We start from the raw sequence: 12224 nt of genomic DNA, 5'->3' as shown, positions 1-12224 counted from the left end.
TTAACAAAGCAAATGTTCAGGAGGAGGATCCCTATGCCCCGAGTAAAAGAAAAAAAATATCTCCAAACAGAGTGGGAACGGTGGGTAACTGAAAGGGCCCCTTCTGCCGGAGACTATCTCGTTGAAGCTTATTTATATTTGGTAGATTACCATGTTCAAAGAATCAGTGCGAATTTACCGCGCAGTGTTCAGGCGGATGATCTGAGAAGCCACGGTTTGTTAGGGCTGTATGATGCATTGGAGAAATTTGACCCTGCCCGGGAACTTAAATTCGATACATATGCTTCCTTCCGTATCCGGGGAGCTATAATTGATGGATTGAGACAGGAAGACTGGCTTCCCCGGTCTCTTCGGGATAAATCAAAAAAAATTGAACAAGCAGCAGAATCTCTGGAGCAAAAGTATGGCAGATTCGTTTCGCCGAAGGAAGTTGCGGATGAAACAGGGTTAAAGGAAGAGGAAATCATCCACACGATGAACGAGACTTTCTTTTCAAATGTATTGTCTATTGATGAGCCGGCACAGGAGACTGAAAATAAGGAGACGTACTCTTCAACCATAGTGGATCACCGCACACTCACTCCTGATCAGAGGCTTGGTAAAAAAGCAGATATTGAGGAGCTGGCTGAAGTATTAAAAACATTAACCCGCAATGAGCAATTAGTTATCACATTATTTTATTTTGAAGAATTTTCATTAACAGAGATTGGAGAAGCTCTTGGTTTATCCACCTCAAGAATTTCACAAATCCATTCTAAAACAATATTCAAACTGCAGCAAAAATTAAAATAGAGAGAGGGTAAGTGTTCCTGGCTGGCGGAGAGTTGTGTTTACCAATTTTTCCGTACTTATTACCGTAAAAAAAGTATAAGCAATCAGGAGGGGTCAAGATGGGGGATTTGCATGATTTACTGGAAGTGGAGGTTAGTAAGGATCACCTCCTCGCTGTGCTTAAAGAGCGTCAGCCGCTGATGGGAGAGATAAAGGCTGACTCATTATGTGATTTTATATCAGAGCATGGAATAACTTACGGGATCTTAGAAGATGAGTTACATAAGTTTGCAGCCGGGAAAATCAGTTTGCCGGTTGTCGCAGCGAGAGGAAAAGAACCGGTTCATGGCAGGGATGCTTATATATGGTCTCTTTTGGATGAGACTGCTGACAGGGCGGCTCAGCTGAATGAAAAAAGCGAGGGAGAAGTGAATCTAAAAAAAGTTATAGATATTCCCCAAGTTAATGCAGGGGCGGTGATAGGCCGAAAAATAGAAGCTGAGCCGGGAACAAATGGCCTGACAGTCTATGGGGAAACGATAACAGCTAAAAAGCCCCGCGACATTACACTGCGCCCAGGGAAAAACACCCGGATTGAAGGATCAGAAATTATTTCTTCTATTAATGGACAACTATCTGTGGCCCCGAAAGTGATTCATGTCTATCCCGTTTATGAAGTAAACGGAGACCTTAATATGAAAACCGGAAATATTGATTTTGTCGGAAACGTGGTGGTCAGAGGGAATGTGCCCTCAGGATTTTCCATTAAGGCTATAGGGGATATCCGTATTTACGGGACGGTTGAAGCGGCCGATATCCAGTCTGAAGGTTCTGTATTCATTCACCAGGGAGTAGTGGCCCAAAATGCCGGGCTTATTAAAGTCAAAGGAGATGTGAGGACCTCCTTTTTAAACCAGGCAACCATCGAAGCGGGTGGGGACGTCCATATAACCACTTCTATTCTCCACAGCCAGGTTGATGCCAGGGGATTCGTTTTCTGTAAAGAAGGCCGGGGAAATATAGTAGGAGGGTCTGTTTCCTCCGGTAAAGGCATTGAAGTAAATGAAGCAGGCAACCATATGAGTACGCCTACTGCGTTGTACCTCGGCTCTAGTGCGAAGACGACAGCTGCTGAGAAAAAGTATAGAATACAATTAAATGATTCTCAACAGGAGTGTCAAAAGCTTGCTAAGCTGCTTAAAAGACTGACTGAAAAAGGGAAAGGTTCTCCGCTTTCACCTAAAGAAAAAGTGATGCTGCTGCGAGTCAGAAATTCTCTTATACAGGCGAATGAGAAATTAAATGAAGCGAAAGACCAGCTGCTCGACTTTCAGGAAATCTTTGATGGCGAGACAGATACAAAAATACGTATATACCAGTCTGTTTATCCGAACACTGACTTGCACTTTGGAAAGTACGTGAAGAAAATTACAACTGCCCACCAGCATGTGCAATTCAGAAAAGAACGCAGTGAAATAAAATTTGAGGCTCTTTAACTCTGTACAAAGATCAGCTATTTGTCTCCAGCTGTTAGCCTTAATTCAGGATGAGTGTCATGCCTTCGGCCGATTAAATTAATGCCTTGAGGTAAAGGGAGTTACATATGATATATTTAGTATTTATAAGCCTTTTGTTACATTTGGTCAGTTTTTTAGTCATTGTGATCCTTTATCAGCGGATTGAAAACCAAAAACCGTTTGATAAGGAGAAGACAGTGAAAGAAATTGAAGATTTACTTCTTTCTTATACTGCTGAAATGAAGGAAAATAATGAGAAACTTGCAAAAAGGATATCTGAATTGCCTGTTCGTGAAAGGAACCAGGTGTTTAAGAGTGAGGCTGGGGAGGATGCCCGGCCGGAGGGGACCCGTCCGCTTCAAATAAATAAAGAGCCGGCGGGAAAGAGGACTCCGGACAGTGTGCAGGCAACTGGGAGTGAAATGCCTGAAAAATTCAGCAGGTACACCCCGCCTGTTCCCGGCATGGAAGAAGAGGAAGAGTCCTTAAAACCATCCAGTACTTCCAAAGTTCTTTCATTAAGTAAACAAGGATATTCTAAAGATGAGATAGCAAAACAGCTTGAGATGGGAGCGGGAGAAGTGGAGCTTCTTCTCAAATTTTACAAATAATTTCCCTGCACCGCTTGTCATTAAAGCCTGGATGTGATATATTATCTTTCGGTGTTAAAACACACACGCTTATGGATTTTAGCAAAGGTGCTCCAGCAGGAGTCTTGTTAAAAAATGATATAAGCGGAGGATAAAAAACCAGAGGAGGTGAGTGAAGTGGCAGTGATTTCCATGAAACAGTTATTAGAAGCAGGGGTACATTTCGGACACCAGACTCGTCGTTGGAACCCTAAGATGGATCGCTACATCTTCACAGAAAGAAACGGTATTTATATTATTGACCTGCAAAAAACGGTCAAGAAAGTAGAAGAAGCATTTAACTTTGTCCGTGACTTAGCGGCGCAAGGCGGTACAATGCTTTTCGTTGGTACAAAAAAGCAGGCGCAGGACTCTGTTAAAGAGGAAGCTGAGCGTTGCGGCATGTACTTTATCAACCAGCGTTGGTTAGGTGGAACTCTTACGAACTTTGATACTATTCGTAAGCGTATTGCCCGTCTTGTCCAACTGGAAACTATGGAAGAGGACGGAACATTCGATGTTCTTCCTAAAAAAGAAGTTGTACTTCTTAAAAAAGAAATGGACCGTCTTGAAAAGTTCCTTGGCGGAATTAAAGAGATGGACCGTCTTCCGGATGCTTTATTTATCATCGATCCTCGCAAAGAGCGCATCGCTGTTGCGGAAGCACATAAATTAAACATCCCGATTGTCGGTATTGTAGACACAAACTGTGATCCTGATGAGATTGACTATGTCATCCCGGGTAACGATGATGCAATCCGTGCAGTACGTTTATTAACAGCAAAAATGGCAGATGCTATTATCGAAGCCAACCAGGGTGAAGAGACAACTGCTTAAATTGTTTGTCCAAAGGGTGATAGAGGGCTGGACCCTTTATCACTCTTTTTTTTAGAAAAGAACGCTTAAAATTTTAATCTGACTTAACTCAAGGAGGAATTCCCATGGCTATTTCAGCTAAACAGGTAAAAGAATTACGTGAAAAAACTGGTGCGGGTATGATGGATTGTAAAAAAGCACTGTCAGAAACAGACGGTGACATGGAAAAAGCAATTGATTTCCTTCGTGAAAAAGGGATTGCAAAAGCAGCTAAAAAAGCTGACCGTGTCGCAGCTGAAGGTCTTGCCCATATTGTGACAGAAGAAAACCGTGCGGTATTAGTAGAAATTAACTCAGAAACTGACTTCGTTTCTAAAAACGAAAACTTTATTAAAATGGTTGATGAAGTAGCGCGCCACATCCTGAACAATAATCCTTCTACAGTAGAAGAAGCACTTGAGCAGTCTTTTGAAGGTGAAGGTGAAGGTGAGACACTTCAGGACTTCATTACAAACCAGATTGCTAAAATTGGTGAAAAACTTTCCCTTCGTCGTTTTGCTGTTGTTGAAGGCGGGGAGAACGAAGTATTCGGCTCATACATCCATATGGGAGGACGTATTGGTGTTCTTTCAGTTCTTGAAGGAACAACAGACGAGCAGGCAGCTAAAGATGTCGCTATGCACGCTGCAGCCCTTAACCCTAAATACGTAAGCCGTGACGAAGTGGCTGAAGAAGAAGTAAACCGTGAGCGTGAAGTACTTAAACAGCAGGCTATGAGTGAAGGAAAGCCTGAGAACATTGTTGAAAAAATGGTTGAAGGCCGTCTTGGCAAGTTCTTTGAAGAAGTATGCTTAAATGAGCAGGCTTTTGTTAAAGACGGAGATCAGAAAGTAGGCAAGTACGTTGCTTCTAAAGGCGGAAAAGTAAAAACTTTCTACCGTTTTGAAGTAGGAGAAGGTATTGAGAAGCGCGAAGATAACTTTGCTGAAGAAGTAATGTCTCAAGTTAAAAAGTAATATTTCCGGAGGGGGACATTCTGTCTCCCTTTTTCCGGAAATCAGGGGAAAAGAGACATTAATTTATAGATATGGAGGGTACTATGGAGGAGCCAAAATACAATCGCATTGTGTTAAAATTAAGTGGAGAAGCTCTGGCCGGAGAGCAGGGTTACGGAATTGATCCGACGATGATCCAATCATACGCCGAGCAGATTAAAGAAATTATTGCCCTTGATGTGGAAGTGGCTATTATTGTCGGCGGCGGCAATATTTGGCGCGGTATGGCAGGCAGCGCTAAAGGGATGGACAGAGCAACAGCTGATTATATGGGCATGCTTGCTACAGTAATGAACTCCCTGGCACTTCAGGATAGTTTGGAAAATATCGGTGTGCAGACGCGAGTACAAACCTCCATTGAAATGAGACAAGTGGCAGAGCCATACATACGACGACGAGCCATCCGCCATTTGGAAAAAAAGAGAGTAGTTATTTTTGCTGCGGGTACAGGAAACCCTTATTTTTCTACAGATACGACAGCTGCCCTCAGAGCTGCTGAAATTGAAGCAGATGTCATTCTGATGGCTAAAAATAAAGTGGACGGCGTTTACAGCGCTGACCCTTCTGTTGATGTAAATGCACAAAAATACCAGCAGTTAACGTATTTGGATTTACTGAAAGATGGACTAGCCGTAATGGATTCGACAGCTTCATCACTCTGTATGGATAATAATATTCCGCTCATCGTATTCTCCATCTCTGAAAATGGAAATATTAAGAGAGCAGTAACGGGCGACGACATTGGAACAATAATAAGGGGGAAAGAATAATGTCTCAAGAAGTACTCAAAAATGCTGAACTGAAAATGAATAAGTCGGTGGAATCATTTACGAGAGAACTATCAACATTAAGAGCCGGACGGGCAAACCCATCTCTTCTGGATAAGGTCCAGGTGGAATACTACGGTATGATGACTCCGTTAAACCAATTAGCGTCTGTCACAGTGCCTGAAGGAAGAATGCTGCTTATTCAGCCTTTTGACAAGTCATCCATTTCAGACATTGAAAAAGCCATCCAAAAAGCAGACCTTGGATTGACACCTTCCAATGACGGAAATATTATCCGCATAACTATTCCTGCACTGACTGAAGAGCGGAGAAACGAGCTGGTTAAGCTTGTTGGCCGTTACTCAGAAGATGCAAAAGTGGCGGTAAGGAATGTGCGCCGGGAAGCCAATGATGAATTAAAGAAAATGCAGAAAGACGGAGACATGACAGAAGACGAGCTTCGGCGCTCCCAGGATAATGTTCAGAAACTGACAGATTCCACTATTAAATCCATTGATGAAATCGCGAAAAACAAAGAGGCAGATATCAGGGAAGTATAAGCTTAAAAAATGTATTATATAAAAGACCCTCTTTTATACAGGGGGTCTTTTATACTTTGGAAAACACTGCGAGTCAGTGGCCTGCTGGAATGCAAATGTCTTTATTTTTTAAGAGTTCAACACTCGGCTTTAAAAGAGCTTAAATTTTAGAGATGAAGCAATTTATAATATCTCTTATACATAGACACTGTTCGTGATAGAATAAAAAGGATAAGAGAATTAAAAGATGATCTACATAGACCCGGGCTTCGGCGTCCGGGAGAAGGTCAATGCTGGGGGAAGAATAATGCTAAATAAGTTGAAAAAGCAGAAAAAAAGCACACAGAGTGACACACACTCTTATCAAGACCTTTCTGCCGAGAATATCCCGAAGCACATAGCTATTATTATGGATGGAAATGGCCGGTGGGCTAAAAAAAGGGGATTGCCCAGGGTGGCAGGACACCGGGAAGGCATGAATGTCATCCGTAAAATCGTGAGATATTCTAATCGGTTAGGGGTAAATATATTAACGTTATATGCTTTTTCCACTGAAAACTGGAAAAGGCCTAAAACAGAAGTAGATTTTCTTATGCGTTTGCCCGAACGTTTTTTAAATGTCGAACTGCCGACCCTTATAGAAGAAAATGTCGTAGTCAGGGTTACTGGTGAGAAAGAAAATCTTCCTCAATATACAAAACGGGCAGTGGAGAAGGCGATTGAAGAAACGAAACATAACGACGGGCTCGTTTTAAATTTTGCTTTAAATTATGGAAGCCGCTCTGAGATTATAGATGGAATTAAGTCTGTCATTAAAGATGTCGAGGGTGGCAAGATGGCCGTAGAAGACTTAAACGACTCAACTTTTTCAAGCTACTTAATGACAGCTGATTTAGATGATCCCGACCTGCTTATTAGAACAAGCGGGGAACTCAGGCTGAGTAATTTTATGCTCTGGCAGCTTGCCTACTCTGAATTCTGGTTTACAGAAGTGTTATGGCCGGACTTTACAGAGGAGCATTTCGAAGAAGCCATCCGGGTTTACCAAAAGCGGCAAAGAAGGTATGGCGGCGTATAGAGAGGATGAGGCAAGTTTGAAACAGCGGATTATAACAGGAGTCATAGCAGGAGCAGCTTTTATTACATTAATTGTCATTGGAAATCTTCCATTTGCCCTCCTTATGATTGCCCTGGCGACAATAGCAATGCATGAATTACTTAAAATGAAAAGAATCACACCTTTATCTGTTAAAGGACTCTCAGGAATGGTGTTTATGTGGCTTTTGCTCCTTCCTGAAAATATGGTTTCTTTCCACTGGATTCACTTGGAGAGACTGGAACTGTTTTTGCTTTTGATTATCGTTTTACTGGCTTTAACTGTAATTACTAAAAATAAATTCACCTTTGACGAGGCGGGCTTTGTTATTCTTGCGTCAGCCTACGTGGGATTAGGGTTCCATTATTTTATGTATGCACGCTTTTTAGAAAACGGCCTTGCGATGATTTTCTTTATTCTGATATTAGTATGGGCGACGGACTCAGGTGCGTATTTCGCAGGCCGCAGTTTCGGGAAACATAAACTCTGGCCGGAAATCAGCCCTAAAAAAACAATCGAAGGTTCTCTCGGCGGGACGTTGTTAGCCCTGATAATCGGAGGGGTGTACACACTGTTTATCCCGGTATTTGCCTCATGGAGCGTCACATTTCTGTTTATGCTCGTTGTCTCTCTAACAGGGCAACTGGGAGATTTAGTAGAATCAGCGTTTAAACGCCATTACGCTGTCAAAGATTCAGGACAGGTATTGCCGGGGCACGGCGGTATTCTCGACAGGTTTGACAGTCTGATTTTTGTCATGCCTGTTATCTACTTGTTAGGATTTTTATAAATAAGACTTTAAAGTTATTGTAAGGAGATTGACATGAAGAAAATTAACCTTATTGGATCGACAGGATCAATAGGCATTCAAACGCTTGATGTGATCCGTTCACATCCTGAAAAGTTTAAATTGGAAGCTCTCAGTTTTGGCAGAAACTTCGAGGAAGGGATCCAGCAGATTGAAGAATTTAAACCTGCTTTAATAAGTGTGTCTTCCGATGATATTGCCGGGAAAGTTAAAAAGGAAATGACTTATACTGCCCCGGTCCTGTATGGACAGGAAGGGCTGGTTGAAGCAGCTGTTTATGGAGACGCTGATTTACTGGTGAACGCAGTTATGGGCAGGATCGGCCTTGAGCCGACCTTAAAAGCGATAGAAGCAGGCAAGAACATTGCTATCGCTAATAAAGAAACATTAGTTACAGCAGGACACATTGTAACAGAAATGAGCAGAAAACACGGTGTGAAGCTTATCCCGGTCGACAGTGAGCATTCGGCAATTGACCAGTGCCTCCACGGTGATTCTGAAAAAGAAGTCTCAAAATTAATATTGACTGCTTCTGGCGGAAGTTTCCGCGACCTTTCCAGAAAAGAATTAGAAAATGTGACCGTTAAAGACGCCCTTAAGCACCCAAACTGGAATATGGGGGCTAAAATCACCATTGATTCGGCAACAATGATGAATAAAGGCCTCGAAGTCATTGAAGCAAAATGGCTGTTTAACATGCCTTATGAAAAAATTGACGTTCTGCTTCATAAAGAAAGTATTATTCATTCGATGGTTGAATATATTGACGGTAGTATACTAGCCCACCTCGGAACGCCAGATATGAGGGTTCCTATTCAGTATGCACTGTCAGAACCTGACAGGCTTGATTTGAAGGGTGGAGACAGGTTAAAATTATGGGAAGTTGGAGCACTCCATTTTGAAAAAATGGACTACGACCGTTTCAGATGTCTGAAGATGGCATTCGAAGCAGGCAGAGCCGGCGGTACTGCGCCTGCAGTATTAAATGCTGCAAACGAGGTAGCTGTCTCACTTTTTCTTGAAGGGAAAATTTCATTCCTTGAGATTGAAACTTTCGTTGAAAAAGCATTGGACAGCCACACCCCAATAAGCAATCCGTCTCTGGAAGAAGTTCTTTCGGCCGATAAAGCTGCCCGGTCCAGTGTACTAACCTATTTAAATTAAAGGGTGTGTTAGAAAAATGAATACCTTAATAGCAGTCATTGTTATTTTTGGTTTACTAGTATTTATTCACGAATGGGGCCATTTAATTTTTGCGAAACGGGCAGGGATCCTCTGCCGGGAATTTGCTATTGGCTTTGGCCCTAAAATATTTTCGTTTAAAAAGAATGAAACCGTATATACGATTCGTCTCCTGCCGCTTGGCGGATTTGTAAGGATGGCTGGAGAAGATCCGGAAATGGTTCACATTAAACCGGGTTATGAAATCGGATTGTTATTCAATGATTCAGGAAAAGTAAACCGGATGATTATAAATAACAAATCGAAACATCCTGATTGTAAAATTATTCAGGTTGAAAAAATCGATTTAGAGCACGATCTTATCGTGCAGGGCTATGTGGATGATAATGAAGGTTTAACGACATATCACATAGATGAAAAAGCGGAATATGTGTATGATGAGCAGGCAACTCAGATTGCTCCTTACGATAGACAGTTTGGCTCTAAAACAGTCGGGCAAAGAGCAGCAGCTATTTTTGCAGGCCCATTAATGAATTTTGTTCTTGCTGTTGTTGTGCTGATGGCTTATGCGATGATTGCCGGAATGCCGGTTGATGAACCGGTAGTTGGCGATGTGACTGATGATGGTGCAGCTATCGAAGCTGGCCTTGAAAGCGGGGACAGAATTGTCTCGATTGACGGACAGTCTGTTGATACATGGGAAGAAATGACGTCTATTATTCAGGCAAACCCGAATGAAACCCTTCAATTTGAAGTGGAGCGTGAAGGGGAACTTTTTGATGTGAGTATGACTACCCAGGAAAGAGAAGGCCCTGAAGAGGAAGAACTGGGAGTGATAGGCGTTACGGCTCCAATGGAAAGAAACTTCGGAGGAGCCATTCTATTCGGTTTTACTCAAACTTACGAATATACAGTGCTGATTTTCGAGGCGCTTGGAATGCTGATCACCGGCCAATTCAGCCTGGATCATTTAGCAGGTCCGGTAGGGATTTATAATTACACAGGAGAAGTTGCGGCAATGGGAATTCTTGTTTTATTCCAGTGGGCTGCCATTTTAAGTGTTAATCTTGGGATCATCAATTTGCTTCCGTTGCCTGCACTTGATGGAGGACGGTTAATCTTTATTGGTTTGGAAGCTGTAAGAGGCAAACCGATTGACCCGCAGAAAGAAGGGTTAGTCCATTTTGTCGGATTTGCCTTGCTTATGCTTCTGATGCTTGTTGTAACGTGGAACGATATAAATAAATTCTTTATGTAGACTGTTGAAAACAGTTAGTTATCACTTTATTTTACTGAAGGTTGAGGTGGCTTTACATTGAGACAAAGTACGTATTTAGCACCAACATTACGGGATATTCCAAGTGACGCAGAAGTTAAAAGTCATCAATTAATGCTTAGAGCAGGGTTAATCCGGCAGAGCACATCGGGAGTTTACTCTTTTTTGCCGCTCGGTTTTAAAGTGCTGCAAAAAGTCGAAGCTCTCATACGGGAAGAAATGAACGCTGCCGGTGCACAGGAAATGTTCATGCCATCGATCCAGCCTGCTGAATTATGGCAGGAGTCCGGCCGATGGGAGGCTTACGGACCTGAACTGATGAGACTGAAAGATCGCCATGAACGAGAGTTTGCGCTCGGTCCTACACACGAAGAAGTCATTACCTCGATTGTGCGGGATGACATCAGATCATATAAAAAACTGCCAATGACGCTTTACCAGATACAGACCAAATTCCGGGATGAACGCAGACCGCGTTTTGGAGTGCTCAGAGGCAGAGAATTCCTGATGAAAGACGCTTATTCTTTTGATACAGATTTTGAGGGACTGGACGAAAGTTATCAAAAAATGTACGATGCTTACACGAAAGTGTTCTCCCGCTGCGCCTTAAATTTCAGGGCAGTGGTAGCTGACTCCGGCGCGATGGGCGGGAAAGACACTCATGAGTTTATGGTGCTTTCTAATATTGGAGAAGATACGATCGCTTACTCGGATGAATCTGATTTTGCAGCAAACATCGAAATAGCACCTGTAAAGGTCCAGTACGAAAAACCGGACGAAGCACCTGCAGAATTGGAAACTGTTTCAACGCCAGGCCAAAAGACGATTGAAGACGTGGCAGCCTACCTTGATACAGATCATACCCGATGTATTAAATCCATGCTTTTTATAGTCGATGAAGAGCCGGTCCTTGTGTTAGTGCGGGGGGACCATGAAGTGAACGATGTGAAAATTAAACATTATTTTGATGCAGTTCAGGCAGAGCTTGCGACTGAAGAAGAAACAAAGCAGTGGTTAAAGGCAGAATCAGGCTATCTTGGTCCTGTTGAGGCTGATAAACAGGTTAAAATTATTGCAGATACAGCTGTCGAGGCAATGGTAAATGCTGTCTGCGGAGCAAACGAAAAGGACAAGCATTTGAAAAACGTGAACCCCGGCCGGGATTTTAAAGCAGAAGCTTACACGGATTTAAGGAATATTCAAGAAGGCGACCCATCACCGGATGGGAAAGGGACCATTAAATTTAAAGAGGGTATCGAAGTCGGGCATGTATTTAAATTAGGCACCAGGTACAGTGAAGCGCTGGGAGCGACTTTTCTGGATGCTCAGGGAAAATCTAAACCTATGGTCATGGGCTCCTACGGAATAGGAGTTTCAAGGACAGTAGCTGCCATTATAGAGGAACATCATGATGAGGACGGCATTGTGTGGCCTTTAAGTGTTGCTCCCTTCCATGTTCACCTCGTTCCTGTGAATATTAAGCAGGACGCTCAGCGTGAGCTGGCAGACTTACTCTATGACAAATTACAAAGTAAACGATATGACGTTCTGTATGATGACAGACCTGAGCGCCCGGGTGTGAAATTCAAAGACGCTGATTTATTTGGCCTTCCTCTCCGGATCACTGTCGGGAAAAAGGCAGATGAGGGGATCGTTGAAGTGAAAATCAGAAAAACAGGAGACGTATTGGAAGTCCATACAGATGAGCTGTTGGAAACAATAGAGAAATATTTAGGTTAATAAGAGAGGTTGCCTGCTCAGAATCACC

12 protein-coding genes are annotated in these 12224 nt (G+C 42.7%); all 12 read left to right on the top strand.

Annotation, left to right across the window (positions count from 1 at the left end; translation table 11 throughout):
- The first annotated feature begins 33 nt into the window (after positions 1–33).
- The 12 genes from BMW59_RS03145 to BMW59_RS03090 all read left to right on the top strand — a co-directional run bounded on the left by BMW59_RS03145 (position 34) and on the right by BMW59_RS03090 (position 12196).
- On the top strand, positions 34–792 hold the full coding sequence (locus BMW59_RS03145; RefSeq protein WP_093047570.1) for a FliA/WhiG family RNA polymerase sigma factor: 759 nt from the start codon (positions 34–36) through the stop codon (positions 790–792).
- A gap of 98 nt (positions 793–890) precedes the next feature.
- On the top strand, positions 891–2267 hold the full coding sequence (locus tag BMW59_RS03140) for a flagellar assembly protein A (protein WP_093047569.1): 1377 nt from the start codon (positions 891–893) through the stop codon (positions 2265–2267).
- 107 nt (positions 2268–2374) lie between these two features.
- Positions 2375–2899, top strand: coding sequence for a DUF6115 domain-containing protein (locus tag BMW59_RS03135; protein WP_093047568.1), 525 nt, complete (start codon positions 2375–2377; stop codon positions 2897–2899).
- Positions 2900–3055: 156 nt separating this feature from the next.
- Positions 3056–3754 (top strand): 30S ribosomal protein S2, encoded by a 699-nt coding sequence (gene rpsB / locus BMW59_RS03130; protein WP_093047567.1) that lies wholly within the window; start codon positions 3056–3058, stop codon positions 3752–3754.
- Between the two features lie 104 nt (positions 3755–3858).
- Positions 3859–4749 (top strand): translation elongation factor Ts, encoded by an 891-nt coding sequence (gene tsf, locus BMW59_RS03125; RefSeq protein WP_093047566.1) that lies wholly within the window; start codon positions 3859–3861, stop codon positions 4747–4749.
- An 83-nt stretch (positions 4750–4832) separates the two neighbouring features.
- The gene (gene pyrH / locus BMW59_RS03120; RefSeq protein ID WP_093047565.1) at positions 4833–5558 is read left to right on the top strand and encodes a UMP kinase; all 726 of its coding nucleotides are present in this window, start codon (positions 4833–4835) and stop codon (positions 5556–5558) included.
- A complete protein-coding gene (frr, locus tag BMW59_RS03115; RefSeq protein ID WP_093047564.1) occupies positions 5558–6115 on the top strand; it encodes a ribosome recycling factor in 558 nt (185 codons plus the stop codon). The genes pyrH and frr overlap by 1 nt, the downstream gene beginning before the upstream one ends.
- A gap of 286 nt (positions 6116–6401) precedes the next feature.
- Positions 6402–7172, top strand: coding sequence for an undecaprenyl pyrophosphate synthase (locus BMW59_RS03110; protein WP_093047713.1), 771 nt, complete (start codon positions 6402–6404; stop codon positions 7170–7172).
- On the top strand, positions 7159–7980 hold the full coding sequence (locus tag BMW59_RS03105; RefSeq protein ID WP_342739533.1) for a phosphatidate cytidylyltransferase: 822 nt from the start codon (positions 7159–7161) through the stop codon (positions 7978–7980). Before BMW59_RS03110 ends, BMW59_RS03105 begins: the two co-directional genes overlap by 14 nt.
- A gap of 33 nt (positions 7981–8013) precedes the next feature.
- Positions 8014–9162: a 1-deoxy-D-xylulose-5-phosphate reductoisomerase gene (locus BMW59_RS03100; protein WP_093047562.1), complete on the top strand. Its 1149-nt coding sequence runs from the start codon at positions 8014–8016 to the stop codon at positions 9160–9162.
- 16 nt (positions 9163–9178) lie between these two features.
- Positions 9179–10438: an RIP metalloprotease RseP gene (gene rseP / locus BMW59_RS03095; protein WP_093047561.1), complete on the top strand. Its 1260-nt coding sequence runs from the start codon at positions 9179–9181 to the stop codon at positions 10436–10438.
- A 57-nt stretch (positions 10439–10495) separates the two neighbouring features.
- Positions 10496–12196: a proline--tRNA ligase gene (locus BMW59_RS03090; RefSeq protein WP_093047560.1), complete on the top strand. Its 1701-nt coding sequence runs from the start codon at positions 10496–10498 to the stop codon at positions 12194–12196.
- The last annotated feature ends 28 nt before the right edge of the window (positions 12197–12224 follow it).

Origin of the sequence: Salipaludibacillus aurantiacus, assembly GCF_900111295.1 — a bacterium.
GTDB lineage: Bacteria > Bacillota > Bacilli > Bacillales > Salisediminibacteriaceae > Salipaludibacillus > Salipaludibacillus aurantiacus.
The sequence above is the reverse complement of the archived record's forward strand: the minus strand, read 5'-3'. Positions and strand labels throughout refer to the sequence as shown.

Excerpts from the sequence above, each read along its gene's own strand:
- BMW59_RS03145 (WP_093047570.1), top strand. The coding sequence starts at position 34 with ATGCCCCGAGTAAAAGAAAAAAAATATCTCCAAACAGAGTGGGAACGG.
- BMW59_RS03140 (WP_093047569.1), top strand. The coding sequence starts at position 891 with ATGGGGGATTTGCATGATTTACTGGAAGTGGAGGTTAGTAAGGATCAC.
- BMW59_RS03135 (WP_093047568.1), top strand. The coding sequence starts at position 2,375 with ATGATATATTTAGTATTTATAAGCCTTTTGTTACATTTGGTCAGTTTT.
- tsf (WP_093047566.1), top strand. The coding sequence starts at position 3,859 with ATGGCTATTTCAGCTAAACAGGTAAAAGAATTACGTGAAAAAACTGGT.
- pyrH (WP_093047565.1), top strand. The coding sequence starts at position 4,833 with ATGGAGGAGCCAAAATACAATCGCATTGTGTTAAAATTAAGTGGAGAA.
- frr (WP_093047564.1), top strand. The coding sequence starts at position 5,558 with ATGTCTCAAGAAGTACTCAAAAATGCTGAACTGAAAATGAATAAGTCG.
- BMW59_RS03110 (WP_093047713.1), top strand. The coding sequence starts at position 6,402 with ATGCTAAATAAGTTGAAAAAGCAGAAAAAAAGCACACAGAGTGACACA.
- BMW59_RS03105 (WP_342739533.1), top strand. The coding sequence starts at position 7,159 with ATGGCGGCGTATAGAGAGGATGAGGCAAGTTTGAAACAGCGGATTATA.
- BMW59_RS03100 (WP_093047562.1), top strand. The coding sequence starts at position 8,014 with ATGAAGAAAATTAACCTTATTGGATCGACAGGATCAATAGGCATTCAA.
- rseP (WP_093047561.1), top strand. The coding sequence starts at position 9,179 with ATGAATACCTTAATAGCAGTCATTGTTATTTTTGGTTTACTAGTATTT.